The sequence below is a fragment of the Halalkalibacter oceani genome (assembly GCF_023715705.1).
GTDB lineage: Bacteria > Bacillota > Bacilli > Bacillales > Bacillaceae_D > Halalkalibacter > Halalkalibacter oceani_A.
Genome location: NZ_JAMBOS010000001.1, coordinates 318,405 through 341,835 on the forward strand (window position 1 = coordinate 318,405; position 23,431 = coordinate 341,835).

A 23,431-nucleotide genomic window follows, 5' to 3' on the forward strand; every position below is an offset into this window, starting at 1 on the left:
CGGTTTCTTACCGGTGAAATGAACGAGAAGGAAAGGACGGAGATCGATGTCACTTGACGAACAGGTGAGAAAGGAACGGCTGCAATTATTGCTGGAACAGCTGCAAATTCCTGAAGAAGTGAAGCAAGCGCATTTTCAAGAAGGACAGATTCGCAAGCTTGTCATTTCTAAGGAAAAACGCGCCTGGCATTTTCATATCAATTTACCGCTGATTGTTCCGTCTGCTGTTTATGAATTGTTTCTGTCGCGGATGAAGCATACGTTTGAACATATTGCGTCGGTATCGTTTACCTTTCATTACGAGTCGATTGCGATGGAGGAGGCGCACTGGGTTGATTATTGGCCGCTGATCATTTCAAAGCTTTCACCAATTTCAGATGGGTTGCGTTCAATGCTGTCCCAGCAGACGCCGGGCTATGACGGCAAGCGGCTCATTATCCAGGTTCGCAACGAAACGGAAGCGGTCGCCCTCAAGCGCAAGCTGACGGAGCCATTGCAGCAAAGCACGCAGCTGTTAAGTTTGCCGGCCGTGCAGTTTGAAACCGATATTCGTGAATCAAAGCAGGAATTTGATAAATTTGTCGAGCAAAGGGAGCAGGAGGATCACTCGAAGGTCGTTGAAGCGATGCTAGAAAAGAAGAAGCTCGAACAGCAGGCCGAAAAAGAAATCAAAGGGAAAGCCCTTGTTCTTGGTTACCCGATTAAAGATGATCCGATTCCATTGGAAGCGATTGTGGACGAGGAACGAAGAGTCACCGTCCAAGGGTACGTCTTCGCCGCCGAAACACGGGAATTACGAAGCGGTCGAACATTGCTGACATTTAAAATCACCGATTACACCGATTCGATTCTCGTCAAAATGTTCTCGCGTGACAAAGAGGATGTTCCGCTGTTGCAGGCGGTGAAAAAAGGGATGTGGCTTAAAGTCCGGGGCGGCATTCAGAATGATACGTTTGTCCGCGATCTAGTGATGATCGCCAATGATGTCAATCAGCTGACGCCGGAGGAGCGCCAGGATACAGCACCTCCTGAAGAAAAGCGAGTCGAGCTTCACCTTCATACGACGATGAGTCAGATGGACGGAGTAACCAGTGCCGGACGCTATGTTGAACAGGCTGCGAAGTGGGGCCATCCGGCGGTGGCAGTCACCGATCATGGAGTCGTTCAGGCGTTTCCTGAAGCATATTCTGCCGGAAAGAAGCACGGAATTAAAGTGCTGTTTGGCATTGAGGCGAACCTTGTTGATGACGGGGTCCCGATTGCCTACAACGAAGCCCATCGCTTGTTAATGGAGGATGAATATGTTGTCTTTGACGTCGAAACAACGGGACTGTCCGCTGTTTACAACCAGATCATCGAACTGGCGGCGGTCAAAGTGAAAAACGGGGAAATTATCGACCGGTTTGAATCGTTTGCGGACCCGCATGAGCCGCTGACAAACACGATTATTGAATTAACCGGGATCACCGATGATATGGTCAAGGGGCAGCCTGAAGTGGAAGAGGTGCTCCGTAAGTTCAGGGAATTCGTCGGCGACGCGATTCTTGTAGCCCACAACGCCAGCTTTGATATGGGCTTTTTGAATGTCGGCTATCAAAAGATCGGGCTGTCCGAAGCACCCAATCCAGTCATTGATACGTTGGAATTAGGACGCTTTCTCTATCCTGAGCTGAAAAACCATCGCTTGAACACCCTTTGTAAAAAATTCGACATTGAGCTTGTCAGCCATCACCGCGCGATCTACGATGCAGAAGCAACTGGTTACCTGCTTTGGAAAATGGTCAAGGATGCCCACGCGAAGGAAATCAATTACCACGACGAGCTAAATGACAACATGGGACAGGGAAACTTCCATCGTCAGCGCCCGTCTCACTGCATTTTGCTCGCGCAAACACAGGAAGGGCTGAAAAACCTATATAAGCTCGTCTCCATGTCTCACGTCGATTACTTTTTCCGGACGCCGCGGATCCCGCGCTCGCAGCTGCAAAAGCATCGCAACGGGCTGCTCGTAGGCTCAAGCTGTGACAAAGGTGAGGTATTTGAAGCGATGATGCAGAAGTCGCCGGATGAGGTCGAACAAATCGCCCGATTCTACGACTATTTTGAGATTCAGCCGCTGGCAACCTATCAGCATTTAATTGAAAAAGAGCTCGTGAAAAGCGAAACTGCGCTCCAGGAGATCGTCAAAAACATCGTCGAGCTTGGCAAAAAGCTTGAAAAGCCGGTCGTAGCGACAGGAAATGCTCACTACCTGCAAGAAGAGGATTATATTTACCGCAAAATCCTGATCGCCTCCCAAGGTGGGGCGAATCCGTTAAATAAGCAAACATTGCCGCCGGTTCATTTCCGGACGACGAATGAGATGCTCGATGCCTTTGCCTTTTTGGGTGAGGAAACAGCCAAGGAAGTCGTCGTGACGAATACGCAGCATATTGCTTCTTTAATCGACGAAATTCACCCGATCCCAGATGAGCTTTATACGCCAAAAATCGAAGGCGCTGATGAAGAAATCCGTCAGATGAGCTATGAACGGGCGCGCCGCATCTACGGCGAAAACCTGCCGGAAATCGTTGAGGCGAGAATCGAAAAAGAACTGAAGAGCATTATCGGTCACGGGTTTGCCGTTATTTATCTCATTTCTCATAAACTCGTAAAGAAATCATTGATAGACGGCTACTTAGTAGGGTCGCGGGGCTCGGTCGGTTCGTCGCTCGTCGCGACGATGACGGAAATTACCGAGGTCAATCCGCTGCCGCCGCATTATGTCTGTCCGAACTGCCATCATTCTCACTTTTTTGATGACGGTTCAGTCGGCTCCGGCTTCGATTTACCGGATAAGGAATGCCCGGAATGCGGCACACTTTACATTAAAGATGGGCAGGATATCCCGTTTGAAACCTTCCTCGGCTTCAAAGGAGACAAGGTACCGGATATCGATTTGAATTTCTCCGGGGAATATCAACCGCGCGCCCACCATTATACGAAGGAATTATTCGGAGAGGATTTTGTTTATCGTGCCGGTACGATCGGTACCGTCGCCGAAAAAACAGCCTACGGCTATGTCAAAGGCTATCAGGGAGATCATGATCTCCATATGCGCGGAGCCGAAATTGACCGGCTTGTCGCCGGCTGTACCGGCGTGAAGCGGACGACCGGCCAGCATCCGGGTGGGATTATCGTAGTGCCCGACTATATGGATATTCACGATTTCTGCCCGATTCAATTTCCGGCCGATGACAAAAACTCCGAGTGGAAGACGACGCACTTTGATTTCCATTCGATCCACGATAATTTGCTGAAGCTCGATATTCTCGGGCACGATGATCCGACGGTCATTCGGATGCTGCAGGATTTAAGCGGGATTGATCCGAAGACGATTCCGACCGATGACCCGGAAGTGATGAAAATTTTCAGCGGACCTGAAGTGCTTGGCGTGACCGAGGAGCAAATTATGTGCAAAACCGGGACGCTCGGCATTCCTGAGTTCGGAACCCGCTTTGTCCGCCAGATGCTTGAGGAGACAAAGCCGAGCACGTTTTCCGAACTCGTGCAAATTTCCGGCCTGTCACACGGCACCGACGTCTGGCTGAATAACGCCAACGAGCTGATATACAACGGTACATGTGAATTGAAGGATGTAATCGGCTGCCGTGATGATATTATGGTTTACTTGATTTACAAAGGGCTTGAGCCTTCTCTCGCCTTTAAAATCATGGAATTTGTCCGAAAAGGAAAAGGGCTCCAGCCTGAATGGATCGAAGAAATGAAGAAGCATGATGTCCCTGACTGGTACATCGGTTCCTGCCTGAAAATCAAATACATGTTTCCAAAGGCGCATGCCGCCGCCTACGTACTGATGGCCGTGCGGATCGCCTATTTCAAGGTGCATCATCCGATTCTTTATTACGCCTCTTATTTCACGGTGCGCGCCGATGATTTTGATTTGGATACAATGATCAAAGGGTCAACCGCAATCCGGGCGAAAATTGAAGAAATCAACGCCAAGGGACTCGACGCGGCGCCGAAGGAAAAAGCGGTTCTCACCGTGCTGGAGCTCGCGCTTGAAATGACAGAGCGAGGCTTTTCCTTCCAAAAGGTCGACCTTTACCGTTCGAGTGCGACCGAGTTCCAGGTAGAGGGAGATACGTTGTTGCCGCCATTTAACGCGATGACGGGCGTCGGTACAAACGCCGCCTTGAACATCGTCAAAGCACGGGAAGATGGCGAATTTCTCTCGAAGGAAGATTTGCAGCAGCGCAGCAAGCTGACAAAAACCGTGTTGGAGCACTTGGACGAACACGGCTGCCTCGAGGGTATGCCTGAGTCCAATCAGCTGTCGCTGTTTTAACAGAACGAGCGGCTTTGGATTGGAAAGGGGATTTGCAAAGCCTGTGAGAATATGGTATTGTATGTATGGTAATACTTAGAATACGTGATGCTAAAAGAGTGGGGAAACCCACTCTTTCGTTGTTGTTTCATCAAAGCACTAATAGATGTTCCAGTATACAGCCATTATCGATGCAGCAAGGAGGGTACAGGTTGAGTAAGAAAGTAACTGAGCTAGTAAGCGAGATGACGTTGCCGATTGTCGAGGAGCTGAATTTAGAGCTTGTCGAGGTTGAATTCAAGAAAGAAGGACCGAACTGGTTTCTGCGCGTCTTTATCGATTCTGATAGAGGCGTTGATCTAGAGGATTGCGGACAGGTGAGTGAGCGACTAAGTGAAAAGCTTGACGAGCTTGATCCGATCGATCAAGCTTATTTTCTTGAGGTTTCTTCGCCCGGCGCTGAACGACCGCTAAAAAATGAAAAGGACATCATGAAGGCGATCGGCAAGGCGGTTCATGTAACTACCTATGAACCGGTTGACGGTGAGAAAATGTTTGAAGGCACATTGACGAGCTTTGATGGAGAACAGCTTGAAATCAGTGTCAAAATCAAGACAAGAACAAAGACATTCACCATTCCTTATAAAAAAGTGGCAAAGGCCAGATTAGCCGTTATTTTATAGGGGAAGGAAGTCTTTATACTAAAAGCAGCTGTACCGTTCCCTAAAAAGATAAACAGGCCGATAAGGCCATTCTTTAGCACGTCTAAAAGGAGCGGGTAAGGCTTATTCAAGGAGGGCAATGACTCAAACACGCTGCACGTGATGATGAACGTAACACAAGGCAGCGGGTTCCGCGCATTGCTTTTAAAAAACCGCCCGGCGGTTTTCTTATAAAAAGAGCCAATTTTGAAAGGGGGAAGCATAATCCATGAACAGCGATTTTATGGATGCATTAGCAACTTTAGAAAGGGAGAAGGGGATCCAAAAAGAGGTTATTATCGAAGCGATCGAAGCGGCGCTAATTTCCGGCTATAAGCGTAATTTTAATCAGGTTCAAAACGTTCGTGTCGACGTGAACCGCGATACGGGCACGATCCGCGTATTTGCACGGAAAACCGTCGTCGAAGAAGTGTTCGATGCAAGACTCGAAATTTCTCTTGACGAAGCAAAAAAAATCAATCCGAATTACGAGGTCGATGATGTCGTCGAGATTGAAGTCACTCCGAAGGATTTTGGGCGGATTGCCGCGCAAACAGCGAAGCAAGTGGTGACGCAGCGGGTCCGTGAGGCGGAGCGTGGAATTATTTATTCTGATTTTATTGATCGTGAAGAGGATATTATGACGGGAATTGTTCAAAGACAGGATCATCGCTTTATTTATGTCGATCTTGGCAAGGTGGAAGCATTACTTCCGTTAAATGAGCAAATGCCGAATGAAACCTACAAGCATAATGACCGGATCAAAGCATATATTACGAAAGTCGAAAAAACGACGAAGGGTCCGCAAATTTTAATCTCCCGTACGCACCCAGGCTTGTTAAAGCGTTTATTTGAGCTTGAAGTACCGGAAATTTACGATGGGACCGTTGAGATAAAGTCGGTATCACGGGAAGCCGGTGACCGGTCAAAGATTGCCGTTCATGCCGATAATCCCGAGGTTGATCCGGTTGGCGCCTGTGTCGGGCCGCGCGGTCAGCGTGTCCAGACGATCGTCAATGAACTAAAAGGGGAAAAGATTGATATTGTCCGCTGGTCTGAGAACCCGGTTGAATATGTCGCCAATTCGTTAAGCCCGTCAAAGGTGCTGAAAGTAAAAGTGAACGAAGAGGATAAAATGACCCAGGTGATCGTACCTGATTATCAGCTGTCACTCGCGATCGGCAAGCGCGGTCAGAACGCTCGCTTGGCAGCAAAGCTTTCCGGCTGGAAGATCGACATTAAGAGTGAATCGGATGCGAAAGAGCTAGGCATCTTTGATGACGAAGGATTTGTGACCGTCGAAGAGCAGGAAGCGTCCAATCAAGATCACAGCTTTACCGCGATAGAAAGCGACGAGCAAGAATAAGAAGGGAGATGGAGCCGTTGAACAAGCGCAAAGTTCCTCTTCGAAAATGTGTTGTAACAAATGAAATGAAGCCAAAGCAAGAGCTTATCCGGATCGTCCGCTCGCCTGAAGGAGTCGTATCCGTCGACCCTACAGGGAAGAAGAACGGCCGTGGCGCCTATATTAGCAACAGTGAGGAAGTGTTTGAGCTGGCTAAGAAAAAAGATGTCCTCTCAAGGCATTTGCAAACAAAGGTAAGTCCGGAGATTTACGATCAGTTAAAAGAAGCAAGCAAGCGGGGAACGAAATGAGCCAGCCGCCGTGGGTTTCCTTTCTCGGGCTTGCCGCCAGAGCGCGTAAACTCGTAACAGGGGAAGAGCTTGTGTTGAAAGAAGTGAGGAGAGGGTCAGCGCGATTGATTCTTCTCTCAGCTGATGCCGCAGAACAGACAAAGAAAAAAGTATTGGACAAATGCAGTTACTACAATGTCCCGGTTCGTCTGATCGCTGACCGTAAGACGTTAGGACAAGCAATAGGTAAAGCAGAAAGAGTCGTCATTGCTCTTACGGATGAAGGCTTTGCGAAAAAGATGACTGCGCTATTGGACCAATGATTCTGGAGGAATGTATATATGAGGAAGATGCGAATATATGAATATGCGAAAGAACATAATGCAACAAGCAAAGGAATTATCGACAAGTTAAAGCAGGCCGGAATTGAAGTCTCAAACCATATGTCAGTGCTTGATGAACAGATGGTCAAAGTGCTGGAAGGAAAGGGTTCAAACGGAGCAGGTGGAGAAAAACCGAATGAGCCTGCAAAAGCGAACCGTCCTTCCAATCCACCTAAGAAGAAAGAAAACGCACGTCCGCAGCATCAAGGCGGGCAAAACCGGAAAGGACCGAAAAAGCCAAATCAATCCCGTTCTAAGCAGCAGCAGAGACCGCAGCGTCAGGAACCGCCTAAAGCGAAGCCGCTTCCGGAAAAAATCACATTTGTTGAATCGCTGACGGTTGGCGAATTGGCGAAAAAGCTTCATAGAGAACCGTCGGAAATTATTAAGAAGCTGATGGCACTTGGCGTGATGGCCACGATCAACCAGGAGCTGGATAAAGATACGATTGAGTTAATCGGTACGGATTACGGGGTTGAAGTAGAGGAAGAAATTGTTATTGATAAGACAGATATTGAAAATTATGTAGACGAGGATAAAGAGGAAGACTTAAAAGAGCGTCCTCCTGTTGTGACGATCATGGGTCATGTCGATCACGGGAAAACGACGTTGCTTGACTCGATTCGTCATACGAAAGTAACGGAAGGAGAAGCCGGTGGGATCACCCAGCATATCGGGGCGTATCAAATCGAAGCGAATGGAAAGAAAATCACCTTCCTTGATACACCTGGGCACGCCGCCTTCACAACGATGCGGGCACGCGGGGCGCAAGTAACTGATATTACGATTCTCGTCGTTGCTGCTGATGATGGTGTCATGCCACAGACGAAGGAAGCGATCAGCCATGCAAAGGCTGCCGGTGTACCGATTATTGTCGCCGTCAACAAAATTGATAAAGAAGCGGCGAATCCTGATCGTGTCATGCAGGAGTTAACCGAGTTTGAACTCGTTCCGGAAGCATGGGGCGGCGACACGATTTTTGTCAATGTTTCGGCGCTCGATGGAACGGGAATTGACGAATTAATCGAAATGATTCAGCTTGTTTCTGAAGTCGAGGAATTAAAAGCGAATCCGGATAAGCTCGCTTCGGGAACCGTTATTGAAGCGGAGCTCGATAAAGGCCGCGGGGCGGTCGCGACGTTGCTTGTCCAAAGCGGAACGCTTAAAGTCGGCGATCCAATCGTTGTCGGTGCGACATTCGGTCGTGTCCGGGCGATGGTCAATGACCTTGGCCGCCGTGTCAAAGAAGTCGGGCCGTCAACACCTGTTGAAATTACTGGCTTAAGTGATGTGCCTCAGGCTGGGGACCAATTCCGGGCTTTTGCCGATGAAAAGACAGCGCGTCACATCGGGGAAGCGCGGATGTCGAAGCATCGTGAAGCGAATTTGGCGAAAACGTCACGCGTGAGCCTGGATGATTTATTTGATCAAATCCAGCAAGGCGATGTCAAAGAAATCAACGTCATCATTAAAGCGGACGTCCAAGGTTCCGTGGAAGCGATGCGCGGCTCCCTCGAAAAGATCGAGGTCGAAGGCGTGAAAATCAACGTCATTCATACCGGTGTCGGCGCGATTACCGAATATGACGTGATGCTTGCTTCAGCATCGAATGCGATTGTGATCGGCTTCAATGTCCGTCCTGATGTCAACGCGAAACGAACAGCCGACGCCGAAAAGGTCGATATTCGTCTGCACCGCGTCATCTATAACGCGATTGACGAAATTGAAGCGGCAATGAAAGGTCTGCTTGATCCTGAATTCGAGGAAAAAGTCATTGGGCAGGTCGAAGTAAGAACAACCTTTAAAGTCTCGAAGGTCGGAACGATCGCCGGTGCTTATGTGACAGATGGAAAAATCACAAGGGATTCCACCGTGCGCTTGATTCGTGACGGCATCGTCATTTATGAAGGAGCGATCAATGCACTGAAACGCTTTAAGGACGATGCAAAAGAGGTTTCCGCCGGCTATGAATGCGGAATTACCCTCGAAAATTATAATGATGTCAAAGAAGGCGACATCATCGAAGCGTACGTTATGGAAGAGATTGAACGTAAATAATGATTGGTGCAGTGCGTTGTGAACTGTTGATTTATGACGTCCAATCACTCAAACAAAAACGTTCGGTCTTAAAAAGCATCCAGACGAAATTAAAGCAGCGGTATAACCTTTCCGTAGCTGAGACAGCCTATTATGACAGTTGGCAGCGTGCGGAGTTGACGCTGGTAACTGTCGCGAATGACCGGGTTGTCTGTGAGCGGGAACTGCAGCGGGCGCTTTCCCTCATTGATGGTCAGCCAGAGGCAGAACGTACGATTACCGAATATGAATGGCTATAGTGAAAAGAGCAGAGGTGATAGGGTATGAGTAATGTTCGTGCACACCGTGTTGGTGAACAAATGAAAAAAGAATTAAGTGATATTATTATGCGGGAGCTTAAAGACCCTCGCGTCAGCTTTGTGACGGTGACGGGTGTCGATGTAACCGGGGACCTTCAGCAGGCAAAGGTCTATATTACGGTTCTTGGGAGCGATGAGCAGAAAGCGGCAACGCTTCAAGGCTTGTCGAAAGCGAAAGGGTTTATCCGCTCGGAAATCGGCAAACGGATCCGTTTACGCAAAACACCTGAGCTGACCTTCGAGTTCGATGAATCGATTGAATATGGCAACCGGATTGAAACATTGCTGCAGGATTTAAACAAAGGTGACCGGTAAGAAAATCAGGAAGAGATGAAAGAAAACCAGGGCTGTTTCAGAAGGGGAAAACCCCTTTTGGTACAGCCCCTCCTTTTGTTGGACAAGCAGAGAGGAAAAGGGGGACAAATGCAATGAATGATCCAAGTGGGATCTTAATTTTACATAAGCCAAGAGGAATGACTTCACATGATTGTGTCGCAAAAATCAGAAGGCTGTTCCAGACGAAAAAAGTCGGACACACCGGGACGCTCGATCCCGATGTGAACGGGGTGCTGCCAATTTGTATCGGCACGGCGACGAAGGTTGTCGAGTATATGTCCGATCATTCGAAAGTGTACGAAGGGGAAGTAACGCTTGGCATCGCGACGACGACGGAGGACAAAAGCGGGGAGACGGTCGCTGAAAAGGCGGTCAATGAAAGATGGTCGAAGGCCCAGATTGAGGACATTCTCCGGTCGTTCGAAGGAGTGATTACCCAGGTGCCACCGATGTATTCCGCGGTGAAGGTCAACGGACGCAAGCTGTATGAATACGCCCGGGCGAATCAGCAGGTCGAACGACCAAAGCGAGAGGTCACCATTCATTCACTGGACCTTATATCCGAGGTAAGCTACACGGAAACGACAGCGGCGTTTTCCTTCAGGGTTCACTGCAGCAAAGGGACGTATGTCCGCACGCTGGCGGTCGACCTCGGCGAGCGGCTTGGCTATCCGGCGCATATGTCGGCACTTGTCCGTACCGCCGCCGGACCCTATTCTCTGGAGCAGAGCCTGACGTTTAGCGAGCTTGAACAAAAACAGGAAACCGATCAGCTTGAGGAGATTCTTTTGCCGTTTGAGTCGGCGCTGACCCAGTTTCCCGTCTGCACGGTCGACCGTCAAACCGAACAGCAGATCAAAAATGGTGCCGTTCTTCCGGCAGAGAAAGGATTAGATCAAAACCGCTTTACCGTTTATAATGAAGATGGTGAATGTTTAGCTGTTTATCAGAAGCATCCGACAAAGGCCGGCTTAATCAAGCCTGAGAAAATGTTTTGGACAGGCTCATAACGTTTGAAATGTGTAGGGAAAAGAGGATTCGTATGGATACCATCTATTTACATCATCCAATTGAAGCGTCCACTTTGAAGCTGCGGCCAACCGTCATGGCGTTAGGTTATTTTGACGGCGTGCACCGCGGTCATCAGCAGGTGATGGCGAAAGCTAAGGAGGTCGCACGCGATTTAGGCGTCACGACTTCGGTCATGACCTTTCATCCCCATCCGAAAGAGGTGCTGCGCAAGCCGCAAACGCCGCTGAAGTATATAACGCCTTTACCTGATAAAGTAAAGCGGATTGAAAGCCTCGGTATTGATACGCTCTATGTCGTGCAGTTCACAGAGGAGTTTGCCCGCTTGACCCCACAGCAGTTTGTCGATCACTATTTAATCGCCCTTGATGTTGTTCATGTTGTCGCCGGCTTTGATTTTACTTACGGCTCATTGGGGAAAGGGACGATGGAAACATTGCCTTTTCATGCCCGTGACAGATTCAGCTATACGGTCGTCGACAAATTTGAACGGAATCAGCAAAAGGTAAGCTCAACCGTGATCCGAAATCTGTTGGCTGAAGGGCGGGTGCAGGATGTGCCGCTCTATCTCGGGACGCATTACACGGTAAAAGGAGAGGTTGTCGACGGGGAGAAACGCGGCCGAACGATAGGCTTTCCAACGGCGAATGTTGCGCTTGGCGAACGGTACCTTCTGCCGAAAAATGGCGTCTATACCGTGACAATGCGGACAGCGGACCAGCTGCTTGAAGGAGTGTGCAACATTGGCGTTAAGCCGACGTTTCATCAGGAAGGGGCGGAAGAGCCGACAATTGAAGTCCATCTGTTTGATTTTTCCGGGGATCTTTATGGAGCGGAGGTCGAAGTGGAATTTCATTCGTTTATCCGTCCGGAGCAACGGTTTAATGGGGTCGAAGAGCTCGTTTCGCAAATTGAAAAGGACAAACAGCAGGCAATGGATTACTTCCGCCAATAACAGCACTTGATTTCGACGCGAAAAAAGAGTATAGTGATAGTTGTACTTCTATGTACAGATCCTGTCCTTGGCAAAGCGATTCACCGACGTTTGCTCGGGATGAGGAGATTATGATAAAGGAGGTGGATTGGATGGCATTAACACAAGAGCGTAAGAACGAACTGATTGCTGAGTTCAAAACGCATGATACGGACACTGGTTCTCCAGAGGTTCAAGTAGCTATCCTAACTGAGCAAATCAACACATTAAATGAGCATTTACGTACTCACAAGAAGGATCATCACTCACGTCGTGGTCTTCTTAAAATGGTTGGTCAACGCCGTAACCTGCTAACATACTTACGTAATAAGGATGTTACTCGTTACCGTAATCTTGTTGATAAGCTTGGCTTACGCCGATAATCATGAAGAAAGCGGGAGTTTTCCCGCTTTTTTCTTGATTTCAAAAGATTGGCAAACAAACATATTTCAGCCAAATTATGTCTGTTTTTGAATGCAGAGGGCGGTTATTGCCTATTTCTTCTTTTATTTTAGTCTGAAATAGGGAATAATACATGATAGATGAATGAATATTGGTGTACGAGAGGAGTACGCGTAATGGAACAAACGAAACACGAGTTTAAAATGGATTGGGCTGGTCGCGAGCTGACAGTAGAAACGGGTCAGCTAGCCAAGCAGGCAAACGGCGCCGTTCTTATCAGATATGGTGATACAGCCGTGTTGTCAACGGCGACAGCTTCAAAGGAACCAAAGGACCTTCCGTTCTTTCCGCTGACAGTGAATTATGAAGAACGCTTGTACGCAGCCGGAAAAATTCCGGGAGGCTTTATTAAACGTGAAGGACGCCCGAGTGAAAAGGCGATTTTGGCGAGCCGTCTAATCGACCGGCCGATTCGTCCGTTATTTCCCGACGGCTTCCGTAATGAGGTGCAGGTAATCAGCATCGTCATGAGTGTTGATCAAAATTGTTCGTCTGAAATGGCGGCAATGGTCGGCTCATCATTGGCATTATCGATTTCTGATATTCCGTTCGAAGGACCGATTGCCGGCGTGACGGTTGGACGTCTTGATGGAGATTTCGTTATTAACCCAACGACTGAGCAGCTTGATAAAAGCGATATCAATCTTGTCGTCGCAGGAACGAAGGACGCCATCAATATGGTTGAAGCAGGTGCCGATGAAGTGCCCGAAGAAGTGATGCTTGAAGCGATCATGTACGGACACGAGGAAATCAAGAAACTTATCGCCTTCCAGGAAGAGATCATCGCGGCAGTTGGTAAGGAGAAATCCGAGATCAAGCTGAAGCAGGTCGATGCTGAACTTGATCAGGAGGTTCGTCAGCTGGCGGAAGCGAAGCTGAAGGAAGCGGTTCAAGTTGCCGAAAAGCACGCGCGCGCTGAAGCGATTGACGCGATAATGAAAGAAACGCTTGTGGTATTTGAAGATCGCGAAGACGTCGAGAAGAGCGACGTTGAAGAAGTGTTGAATAAAATCGTCAAAGAAGAGGTCCGCCGTTTAATTACGGTCGAAAAGATCCGCCCGGACGGCCGAAAAGTCGATGAAATTCGTCCACTGGCTTCACAGGTTCACTTACTGCCGCGGACGCACGGTTCTGGTCTGTTCACACGCGGCCAAACTCAGGCGCTCAGCATTTGTACATTAGGCGCATTAGGTGACGTACAAATTCTTGACGGATTGGGAATCGAAGAATCGAAGCGTTTCATGCATCACTACAATTTCCCGCAGTTCAGTGTCGGGGAGACTGGTCCGATTCGCGCCCCGGGTCGCCGGGAAATCGGACATGGCGCCCTTGGAGAACGGGCGTTGGAGCCGGTCATTCCGAATGAAAATGAATTTCCGTACACCGTCCGTCTCGTCTCTGAAGTGTTAGAGTCAAACGGATCAACGTCCCAGGCCAGTATTTGTGCGAGTACACTGGCAATGATGGATGCCGGTGTGCCGATTAAAGCGCCGGTTGCTGGTATCGCGATGGGGCTTGTCAAGCAAGGTGAGCATGTATCCGTGCTAACCGATATTCAGGGAATGGAAGATGCGCTCGGCGATATGGACTTTAAAGTGGCCGGAACCCGAGACGGGGTAACCGCCTTACAAATGGATATAAAAATTGCCGGTATTAACCGCGACATTTTAGAAGAAGCGCTTGCCCAGGCGAAGCGCGGCCGGATGATTATTCTCGATAATATGCTTGAAGCGATTGCGGAATCTCGTAAGGAGCTGTCTGAATACGCTCCTAAGATTATGACGATGCGTATCAACCCTGACAAGATTCGCGATGTCATTGGACCAAGTGGTAAGATTATTAATAAAATTATTGAAGAAACCGGCGTGAAAATCGATATCGAGCAGGACGGAACCGTCTATATTTCTTCGATTGATATGAAGATGAACGAAAAGGCCCGCGCGATTATCGAGGATATTGTCCGCGAAGTGGAAGTCGGGCAAACATATCTTGGAAAAGTAAAACGGATTGAAAAGTTCGGTGCGTTCGTCGAGCTCTTTAAAGGGAAGGACGGACTCGTCCATATTTCCCAGCTGGCGGAAGAGCGGGTGAACAAAGTCGAAGATGTGGTGAAGATCGGCGACGAAATTCTCGTTCGCGTCACGGAAATCGACAACCAGGGCCGCGTGAATCTGTCACGGAAGGTCATTTTAAAGGAAGAGAAAGAGCGCCAGGAACAAGCGCAAAAATAATGGTTGAGGCTGGCTGTGAAGAGGAGGTTTCATAATCTCCCGATCGTGCCGGCGATGGCTTCGGGGGGTGTATCAAAGGGGAAATGATTCCTTTTTGATGCGCCCCCTAGGCATTAAAAGCTGGAGCGCCTGCAACAGTACTTATCTTACATAAATTTCTTCTAACCTGTCCGACTCATGCATAAACTGGCATGAGAGGAGGGCTGTAGTGATGAAGAAAAAGCTCGTTCATATTTGTGTCTTCTTTTTCATAGTTGTGCTATCAGTCGGCGCCGTCCAAAACCCATTTTCGCTTCACTATATTGGAGAATTGAAAGATGACAGCCAAATGGTCATAAAGCAGCAGGATCCCCTCTATGAAGAAATTGCTGCCCGGGCAGAGGAATACAAAGAAGCGGCGATTGATGCGCGAATTGATAGAGTGTGGAAGGCCGTACCAGGCTATAACGGACGTGAAGTGGATATTGACGCCTCATTTGATAAGATGAAGAAGCTGGGAAGCTTTGCCGAAGAAAGACTAATCTTCCGTGAAACGAGTCCAAGCGTCCATTTAGAAGATTTACCGCCAGCCGGTATTTATAGAGGAAACGAGCAAAAACCGATGATCACATTTTTAGTCAATGTGGCATGGGGGAATGAATATTTGCCGGAAATCGTCAAAGTGTTAAAGAAGTATGATCTGAAGACGACCTTTTTTCTCGACGGTTCATGGGTCAAGAAGAATCCAAGCTTGGCGATGATGCTGGTGGAAGAGGGACATGAGATTGGCAATCACGCCTACTCTCATCCGGATATGAGTACATTAACCGTTGCAAGAATTGAGGAAGAAATAAGCAGGACGAATGAAGTGATAGAGGCGACGCTTGATTTGACGCCGGAATGGTTCGCTCCGCCAAGCGGCAGCTACAATCAGACAGTCGTCGAGCAGGCGGCCAAACATGGAATGAAAACGATTCTGTGGTCTGTCGATACAGTTGATTGGCGCAAGCCTGATCCAAATGAAATGGTGAACCGTGTTCTTTCAAAGCTCCATAATGGGGCGATGATTCTTATGCATCCGACCGAGCCGACCGCGGCCGGCCTGGAGGCGTTGATTAAAGGCATTCAGGCCGAGGGCTACCGCATTGGTCCTGTCTCTGAATTGCTTTCCGAAAAACGGGTGACCTTACAAACACCGCTTGAGTAGATATAGGGGGATGAAGATTGATAAACAGAATTGAACTAGATAATGGTGTGCGCATTTTAGCAGAGCAAATTCCGACTGTCCGTTCCATCTCGATCGGAATCTGGATCGGCACAGGCTCTCGTTTTGAACAAAAGCAGGAAAACGGCATCTCGCATTTCCTTGAGCATATGTTTTTTAAAGGGACGACCTTCCGCAGCGCGGCGGAAATCGCCGAATCATTCGACCGGATTGGCGGACAGGTGAATGCCTTCACCTCAAAGGAATATACGTGCTACTATGCAAAGGTTCTCGACGAACACGCCGGTTATGCGGTTGATATTCTCGCTGATATGTTTTTCAACTCGGTTTTTGATGAAGAAGAGCTGAAGAAAGAAAAAAATGTCGTGTTTGAAGAAATCAAAATGGTCGATGACACCCCGGATGATATCGTCCATGACTTGTTAAGTGAAGCGAGCTACGGGAAGCACCCGCTCGGCCTGCCGATTTTAGGAACGGTCGAGACGCTGCAAACGTTCACCAGTGATACGCTGCGTGATTATATTGACCGCTTTTACACAGGGAGCAATGTCGTCGTGTCGATTGCCGGCAATGTGACAGCTGAGGTAATTGAACAATTAAAGAGCGTGTTTTCGAAAGTAAAGCCTTCAACGGGCTCGTTCAAGCTTGAGGCACCTGCCTTCTTTTCTGAAACAATCGTCCGCAAAAAAGAAACGGAACAAGCTCATCTCTGTCTGGGCTATCCGGGTCTGGCCGTCGGCAACAGCGATATTTATGCTCTCGTTTTGTTAAACAACCTGCTTGGCGGCAGCATGAGCAGCCGACTGTTTCAGGAGATACGGGAGAAGCGCGGGCTTTGCTATTCCGTCTTTTCTTATCATTCCTCTTATCAGGACAGTGGCATGCTGACGGTCTACGCCGGAACCGCTCATCAACAGCTTGAGGATCTGACTTCGGCCCTGCTTGAGACGACGGGTCAGCTTGCCGAAGAGGGGATGTCGGAAAAAGAATTGCAAAATGGCAAGGAACAGCTGAAGGGCAGTCTGATGCTGAGCCTTGAAAGCACGAACAGCCGCATGAGCCGCAACGGCAAAAATGAGCTGCTGCTGCGTAAGCATCGTACGCTCGATGATATGCTTGAAGAAATTAACGGGGTAACAGTCAGCCAGGTTAATTCCCTCGCCGAACAAATTCTGCAGGCGAAACCGTCAATTTCTTTAATTAACAGCACAGGAACGCTGCCGGCCAATCTTCAATAGGCTGGAGAGCTAGGAAGGGGTTGTGTCAAAATTTTGGCACAGCCCCTTCTTTTTTTACGAATTGCCACATACCTATGTAAAAAAGCTGTACGAGGGGAGGGCGTCGCATGCGATTAAGTGAGATAAGCAGTAAGGAAATCATTGACTACCAAAAAGGAGAGCGCCTTGGCATCTTAGGGCAGACCGATTTACTCATTAATGAACAGACGGGGGAAATCGAAGCCTTTATTATCCCGACGATGAAATGGTTCGGCCTGGGTAAGAAGGACCGCGAAGTCACGGTGCATTGGCAGCAAATTAAAAAGATCGGCGAGGATATGATTATCATTGATTTAGAGGAGTATTAAGCAAGAGGCCGCTGAAAAACTTCCTTTTTCGTAACTCGAAGAAGAGTAATGGCTCCGCGCGTTGCTTCGAGAAACCCACTCGAAGCAAGGCTTTTAAAATCAGGCAACGGCTACGCTCATTACGAAAAAGCTGCTGAAAAAGTGAAAATCGTATTTTTTTAGCAACTTCTTAAGTGAGGGTGGCTTTATTTGCTGCCCGGTCGGAGACTTTCACCGGTGTGTCAACGGGTCCATTGCCATTTGACACACCATCTCTATTCAATCCTAACAGTGTAAACGACTCAAGCTTGTCTGAAAAGGAAGCATCTCCTTTTTGGACAGGCTCTTTTTGTGCTGGAAAGAAGGGGAAAGTGCAGCCTGACTTGTATTTTTATCTTTTGAAAATGGGGCGGGAGCCGCGAAGCCGTCGCAAGCCTTGCCACAGCCGGGGATGCACGTTCTTTCAGCCATAAAGATATTCACCCTTCCCCGCCGTACCACATAAACTATGGTTGAATGTTCGAATGGGGTCTAAAGGGAAGGGAGTCGCAGAAAGGAGAACAAGAGCACATGCTAACAGACAAACATATCGTCGTGATCGGCGGGGATGCCCGGCAGCTGGAGATTATCCGCAAGCTGTCGGCCTTGGATGCCAAAATTACGCTTGTTGGCTTCGATCAGCTTAATGACGGTTTTATCGGTGCCTCAAAGCAGACGATCAATGAAGTCGATTGGAGTACAGTCGATGCGATTTTTCTGCCGATCAGCGGAATGAGCATGGAAGGCAAAGTGGATACGATTTTTTCAGATGAAACGATTGAACTGACCGGAGAGCAATTGAAAGAAACCCCTGATCATTGCGTCGTTTATTCAGGGATTACAAACAGCAGACTCGACAGCTGTGTTAACGAGGCAAAGCGCGAACTTGTGCTCCTGATGGACCGGGATGATATAGCTATTTATAATTCAATTCCTACAGCCGAAGGCGCGATCATGATGGCAATTCAGCATATGGAGATTACGATTCACGGTGCAGAAGTGGCGGTTCTCGGCCTCGGTCGGATTGGGATGACGGTTGCCAGAACGTTTGACGCCCTCGGAGCAAAGGTCTCTGTCGGAGCGCGGGAATCGCGGGATATCGCCCGGATTACCGAAATGGGGTTGAAACCGTTTTATATCGAGGACATCGGAAAAGCGCTGCGCAATGTTGACCTTTGTATAAATACAATACCAGCTCTCGTACTGACGGCCAATGTGCTGGCTGAGATGCCCCTGCATGCTTTAATCATTGATCTGGCAAGTAAACCCGGGGGCACAGATTTTCGCTATGCCGAAAAAAGAGGAATGAAAGCATTGCTGGCACCGGGGCTGCCTGGCATTGTCGCCCCAAAAACGGCCGGGCAAATTCTCGCTGACGTGCTGACCGTCCTGCTCGAAGAATAAGAAGGGCAATTTTCACAGGCACGGTTTTAAACAGGGAAAGAATTTTTCGCGTGGATTTGAGAAAAGGCCGCGCCCGCTTCGTACGTCGCTTCAAAGGGATCGGCTGCGCGGCTTTCTTAACTTCATAGAGGAGGAGAAGGAATGAGCTTAAAAGGAAAACATATCGGCTTTGGGTTGACGGGATCTCACTGCACCTATGACGCGGTCATGCCGGAAATGGAGAAGTTGGTTCAGCTCGGAGCGAAGGTGACGCCGTTTGTCTCCTATACGGTGCAAACAACGGATACAAAGTTTGGCGACAGCGCCGATTGGCTGAAGCGGATTCAGGAAATTACAAGCGAGCCGATTGTTGATTCGATCGTCAAGGCGGAGCCTTTTGGCCCGGCGACACCGCTTGACTGTATGGTCATCGCACCGATCACCGGCAATTCAACGAGCAAGTTGGCCAACGCGTTGACAGATTCGCCTGTTTTAATGGGAGCGAAAGCCACACTGCGTACCGGCAGTCCGGTTGTGCTCGGTATTTCAACCAACGATGCGCTCGGCTTGAACGGGGTCAACGTGATGAAGCTGATGGCGACGAAAAACATTTACTTCATTCCATTTGGTCAGGATGACCCGGTCAAAAAGCCAAACTCGTTAGTCGCCAGAATGGAAGCATTAGTGGACACTGTGGAGGCTGCTATAGCTGGCAAGCAAATTCAGCCAGTCCTCGTGGAAAAATTCAGGGATTAACCCGATAGGCGCGGTTGCACAAAAGAAATATTTCCCTTAAAGTTTAATAGAGGAAACGAACAGGTCAGGATATGGTATAATCAATCCAGCCACTCATCGTTAACACTTAAACTGTAGAGAATTTGGAAGGGAGATTACGAGAATCATGACAACAGCGAATTATCACGTGGCCGTTGTAGGAGCAACGGGCGCAGTCGGACAACAAATGCTCAAAACATTAGAGGAGCGTCAATTTCCAATTGCGAGCTTAAAGCTTTTATCATCAAAACGGTCTGCAGGAAAGAAAGTAACCTTTAAAGGGGAAGAATATACAGTGGAAGAGGCAACGCCTGAAGCGTTTGAAGGGGTGCAGGTCGCCTTGTTCAGTGCGGGCGGCTCTGTCTCCAAAGCGCTGGCGCCGGAAGCTGTTAAGCGCGGGGCGATTGTCGTTGACAACACGAGTGCATTCCGGATGGATCCGACTGTACCGCTTGTCGTACCGGAAGTCAACGAAGCGGATCTAAAGGATCATAACGGCATCATCGCCAATCCGAACTGCTCAACGATTCAAATGGTTGTCGCACTTGAACCGATCCGGGAAAAATACGGACTGAAAAAAGTCATCGTCTCCACGTATCAGGCAGTATCCGGAGCGGGACTTGAAGCGATTGAAGAAATGAAGCAGCAAACTAGGGATATCCTTGACGGGAAGGAATTCACCCCGCAAATCCTGCCGGTCAGCGGCGATAAAAAGCATTATCAGATTGCATTTAACGCGGTGCCGCAGATCGATTTATTCCAGGATAACGGCTATACATTTGAAGAAATGAAAATGATAAATGAAACGAAGAAAATCATGCATATGGCCAACCTTGAAGTCGCCGCGACATGCGTGCGTCTCCCTGTTGAAACAGGTCATTCTGAATCTGTTTACATTGAGACAGAGCAAGGCGGAGCGTCCGTCCAGGAGCTGAAAGACCTGCTTGCGCAAGCGCCTGGCATCACATTGCAGGATGATCCGGCTAACCAGGTCTATCCGCTCGCTTCAGAATGCGTCGGCAAAAATGACGTGTTCGTCGGCCGGATTCGTCATGATCTGAATCGCGACAACGGGTATCATATGTGGATTGTGTCCGACAACTTATTAAAGGGAGCGGCGTGGAATTCCGTACAAATTGCGGAAAGCCTCGTAAAGTTAGGTCTACTGTCATAAACGCCTAACAGGCGGATCAGCTCCCTCCTTCTCCGATCAGGAGACAGGGGTGGAGCACCCTTTTAATCTGTGTGGAGAAAAAGAAGGTGTCCGATGAAAATTATTGTACAGAAATTCGGTGGTACATCCGTACGTAATCACGAAAGCAGACAGCAGGCAGCTGCACATGTCAAAAAGACGGTCAAGGAAGGCTACAAGGTGGTCGTTGTCGTCTCGGCGATGGGACGTCTCGGCGAACCTTACGCAACTGACACGTTACTCGGCTTAATTGAGCCGAAGCAGCTGACGAAGCGTGAGCAGGATTTGCTCGTCTCAAGTGGTGAGATTATTTCAGCAGTGGTCTTTTCTAATTTACTTAATGAGCAGAGTCTGTCCGCTGTCGCATTGACAGGGGCGCAGGCCGGCTTTCGCACAAACGATGATTTTACCCAGGCGAAAATTATCGAAATGAGCTGTGATAGGGTCAAGGAAGAGTTGGCGACCCACGATGTTGTCGTCGTTGCCGGCTTTCAAGGCCAATCCGCAACGGGTGAAATTACGACGCTCGGTCGGGGAGGCAGCGACACGTCGGCAACGGCGCTCGGGGCTGCTCTCCAGGCTGAATGGGTCGATATCTTCACCGATGTCGAAGGCGTCATGACCGCGGATCCGCGAATTGTCAAGGAGGCGCGTCCTCTTGATACGATGACCTATAATGAGATTTGCAATATGGCTTATCAAGGCGCGAAAGTCATTCATCCGCGCGCGGTCGAAATCGCCATGCAGGCGAAGCTGCCGATTCATATCCGCTCAACGTATTCAGACAGCCGCGGCACATTGGTGACAATGGAAGCGGGGCAGACGAAGGATGTTCATGAACGGCTGATCACGGGTATCGCCCACGTCGCCAACGTGACGCAGATTAAAGTCACGGCGAAAGAAGGGCAATACGACCTGCAGGAGAAAGTTTTCAAGGCGATGGCCCAGCAAAAAATCAGCGTTGATTTTATTAATATCAATCCTAACGCAGTCGTCTACACGGTGATGGAAGAGGTTGCCGACAAAGCGATTGCAGTACTGAATGACCTTGGTTTTGAGCCGGAAGTCAACCGACATTGCGCCAAAGTTTCGGCGGTCGGAGCAGGAATGACAGGGGTGCCGGGGGTGACGGCGAAAATCGTTAGCGCTCTATCCCAGCAAAATATCCAAATTCTCCAATCAGCTGATTCTCATACGACGATTTGGGTTCTCGTGAAGGAAGAGGATATGAGTAAAGCTGTTAATGCACTCCATCATATGTTTCATCTTGATCAATTAGGGCAACAGCAAGGATAACACGTCGGAGAATTCCCTAAAGAAGGAGCTGGGAGAAATGGAGTTTGGTCATGTGTATACAGCGATGGTGACGCCCTTTGACGAAAAAGGGGCTCTTCACCTTAAGCGGCTGGAGGAGCTGATCGATCATTTACTTGCTAACGGGACGGATGCATTGGTGGTGGCCGGGACGACGGGAGAATCACCAACGTTATCGCCTTCGGAGAAGCTTGAGCTTTTTCAGCATTGTGTGGATTATGTGAAAAAGCGGGTGCCGGTGATCGCCGGTACGGGAAGCAACGATACAAAGGGATCTGTGGAGCTAACGGAAAAAGCGGCGGCGCTCGGTGTTGATGGCATCATGCTTGTCACGCCTTATTACAACAAGCCGTCGCAAAAAGGTCTGTATGAGCATTTTAGAACGATTGCTTCGCGTACGACATTGCCGGTTATGCTTTACAACGTTCCCGGGCGCACAGCCCTCCATATGGAGGCTGAAACGGTGATCGCCTTATCGAACATAAAAAATATAACAGCGGTAAAAGAATCGAGCGGGGACCTCGAACATATGGCAAAGCTGATCACCGAAACGGCAGATGACTTCATTCTCTATACGGGGGATGATGGTAACACGCTGCCGGCGATGGCGATCGGGGCGAGGGGTGTTGTATCCGTCGCTTCCCATATTATCGGGGCGGAGATGCAGACGATGATCGCTCATTTTTTAGATGGAAACGTCAGCGAGGCGGCAGCGCTCCATCGCCGACTATTGCCGACGATGCAGGCGATGTTTTCCGCGCCGAACCCGACGTGCGTCAAATATGCGCTTGAGGCCAAGGGAATTGAAGTCGGCAGCGTACGCTTGCCGCTCGTTCCGCTTGATGAACAGCAGAAAAAAGCGATCGATGCCGTATTAATCTGAAGGGTGCCCAAAGCTTTCAGAAGGCAACCAGGCCTGTTTCAAAAGGAGGTATACCTGTCCTTTTGAAGCAGGCTTTTATTCGATTTAAGAGACGTGAAAACGGATTCGGAGAAAAGCGGAAAGATCATCTAGGGCTCACAGAAAGGTGAGCAACAGGCTCTTACTCTGGCGATGATTCAGTCGGACTGCGAGAGATGTCGTTTCATCTCAAAAATTGGATATCTTTAGGTAATATTGACAGATGAGGAAGTTCAGCTTGTGTTTCAAATTATAAATAAGGTATACTGAAAGCAATGATTTGTTCGGATAAAGAATGGGGCTGTGTCGAAAGCGGGGCAATGATGATGGGCGCGCTGTCCACCTGCAATGGAGAAGCCAGTTAGCAGGCTTTGACGATCTTGCGGCGGCTCCACATACTAAGCGAGGTTCCCAAGTAAGACCGGAGTTGCCGGTGGGACACCTTTTTATGACGTCATGGAGAAAGCCGTTGGCCTGTTCAGGTGGGCAACGGTTGAAGCGTCACGCGGCATTGTTCCTGTAAGTGGGACAGCTCTGCCATTTTAAACGAATAGAAGATCATCTATGCCAAGGATGATAGAACGGAT

The 23,431-nt window shown here is 48.9% G+C and carries 20 protein-coding genes; all 20 read left to right on the forward strand.

Going from position 1 to position 23,431, the window contains the following annotated elements; all coding sequences use genetic code 11:
* The first annotated feature begins 46 nt into the window (after positions 1-46).
* The 20 genes from M3212_RS01650 to dapA all read left to right on the forward strand — a co-directional run bounded on the left by M3212_RS01650 (position 47) and on the right by dapA (position 22,826).
* Positions 47-4,348, forward strand: coding sequence for a PolC-type DNA polymerase III (locus tag M3212_RS01650; protein ID WP_251192181.1), 4,302 nt, complete (start codon positions 47-49; stop codon positions 4,346-4,348).
* Between the two features lie 191 nt (positions 4,349-4,539).
* Positions 4,540-5,010: a ribosome maturation factor RimP gene (gene rimP / locus M3212_RS01655; RefSeq protein ID WP_251192182.1), complete on the forward strand. Its 471-nt coding sequence runs from the start codon at positions 4,540-4,542 to the stop codon at positions 5,008-5,010.
* A 247-nt stretch (positions 5,011-5,257) separates the two neighbouring features.
* Positions 5,258-6,394, forward strand: a complete 1,137-nt coding sequence (gene nusA / locus M3212_RS01660; RefSeq protein WP_251192183.1) for a transcription termination factor NusA — start codon at positions 5,258-5,260, stop codon at positions 6,392-6,394.
* Positions 6,395-6,411: 17 nt separating this feature from the next.
* Positions 6,412-6,684, forward strand: a complete 273-nt coding sequence (gene rnpM, locus M3212_RS01665; protein WP_251192184.1) for an RNase P modulator RnpM — start codon at positions 6,412-6,414, stop codon at positions 6,682-6,684.
* Positions 6,681-6,986, forward strand: a complete 306-nt coding sequence (locus tag M3212_RS01670) for a YlxQ family RNA-binding protein (protein WP_251192185.1) — start codon at positions 6,681-6,683, stop codon at positions 6,984-6,986. The genes rnpM and M3212_RS01670 overlap by 4 nt, the downstream gene beginning before the upstream one ends.
* 18 nt (positions 6,987-7,004) lie before the next feature.
* Positions 7,005-9,104 (forward strand): translation initiation factor IF-2, encoded by a 2,100-nt coding sequence (infB, locus tag M3212_RS01675; protein WP_251192186.1) that lies wholly within the window; start codon positions 7,005-7,007, stop codon positions 9,102-9,104.
* Positions 9,104-9,382 (forward strand): DUF503 domain-containing protein, encoded by a 279-nt coding sequence (locus M3212_RS01680; RefSeq protein WP_251192187.1) that lies wholly within the window; start codon positions 9,104-9,106, stop codon positions 9,380-9,382. Before infB ends, M3212_RS01680 begins: the two co-directional genes overlap by 1 nt.
* Positions 9,383-9,406: 24 nt before the next feature.
* A complete protein-coding gene (gene rbfA / locus M3212_RS01685; RefSeq protein WP_251192188.1) occupies positions 9,407-9,757 on the forward strand; it encodes a 30S ribosome-binding factor RbfA in 351 nt (116 codons plus the stop codon).
* A 113-nt stretch (positions 9,758-9,870) separates the two neighbouring features.
* Entirely contained in the window at positions 9,871-10,788 is a 918-nt protein-coding gene (gene truB, locus M3212_RS01690) for a tRNA pseudouridine(55) synthase TruB (protein ID WP_251192189.1), read from the forward strand.
* A 32-nt stretch (positions 10,789-10,820) separates the two neighbouring features.
* Entirely contained in the window at positions 10,821-11,762 is a 942-nt protein-coding gene (gene ribF, locus M3212_RS01695) for a bifunctional riboflavin kinase/FAD synthetase (RefSeq protein ID WP_251192190.1), read from the forward strand.
* Positions 11,763-11,893: 131 nt separating this feature from the next.
* Positions 11,894-12,163 (forward strand): 30S ribosomal protein S15, encoded by a 270-nt coding sequence (rpsO, locus tag M3212_RS01700; RefSeq protein ID WP_012959342.1) that lies wholly within the window; start codon positions 11,894-11,896, stop codon positions 12,161-12,163.
* Between the two features lie 195 nt (positions 12,164-12,358).
* Positions 12,359-14,473 (forward strand): polyribonucleotide nucleotidyltransferase, encoded by a 2,115-nt coding sequence (gene pnp, locus M3212_RS01705; RefSeq protein WP_251192191.1) that lies wholly within the window; start codon positions 12,359-12,361, stop codon positions 14,471-14,473.
* 211 nt (positions 14,474-14,684) lie between these two features.
* Complete coding sequence (locus M3212_RS01710; protein WP_251192248.1) at positions 14,685-15,659, forward strand: polysaccharide deacetylase family protein; 975 nt, start codon at positions 14,685-14,687, stop codon at positions 15,657-15,659.
* Positions 15,660-15,676: 17 nt separating this feature from the next.
* Positions 15,677-16,915, forward strand: a complete 1,239-nt coding sequence (locus tag M3212_RS01715; RefSeq protein WP_251192192.1) for a M16 family metallopeptidase — start codon at positions 15,677-15,679, stop codon at positions 16,913-16,915.
* Between the two features lie 107 nt (positions 16,916-17,022).
* Positions 17,023-17,262, forward strand: coding sequence for a YlmC/YmxH family sporulation protein (locus M3212_RS01720; RefSeq protein WP_251192193.1), 240 nt, complete (start codon positions 17,023-17,025; stop codon positions 17,260-17,262).
* Between the two features lie 549 nt (positions 17,263-17,811).
* A complete protein-coding gene (gene dpaA, locus M3212_RS01725) occupies positions 17,812-18,684 on the forward strand; it encodes a dipicolinic acid synthetase subunit A (RefSeq protein WP_251192194.1) in 873 nt (290 codons plus the stop codon).
* A gap of 141 nt (positions 18,685-18,825) precedes the next feature.
* Complete coding sequence (dpaB, locus tag M3212_RS01730) at positions 18,826-19,419, forward strand: dipicolinate synthase subunit B (RefSeq protein ID WP_251192195.1); 594 nt, start codon at positions 18,826-18,828, stop codon at positions 19,417-19,419.
* Positions 19,420-19,564: 145 nt separating this feature from the next.
* Entirely contained in the window at positions 19,565-20,611 is a 1,047-nt protein-coding gene (gene asd / locus M3212_RS01735; RefSeq protein ID WP_251192196.1) for an aspartate-semialdehyde dehydrogenase, read from the forward strand.
* Positions 20,612-20,704: 93 nt separating this feature from the next.
* The gene (gene dapG, locus M3212_RS01740; RefSeq protein ID WP_251192197.1) at positions 20,705-21,925 is read left to right on the forward strand and encodes an aspartate kinase; all 1,221 of its coding nucleotides are present in this window, start codon (positions 20,705-20,707) and stop codon (positions 21,923-21,925) included.
* A 37-nt stretch (positions 21,926-21,962) separates the two neighbouring features.
* The gene (gene dapA / locus M3212_RS01745) at positions 21,963-22,826 is read left to right on the forward strand and encodes a 4-hydroxy-tetrahydrodipicolinate synthase (protein ID WP_251192198.1); all 864 of its coding nucleotides are present in this window, start codon (positions 21,963-21,965) and stop codon (positions 22,824-22,826) included.
* Positions 22,827-23,431: the final 605 nt, after the last annotated feature.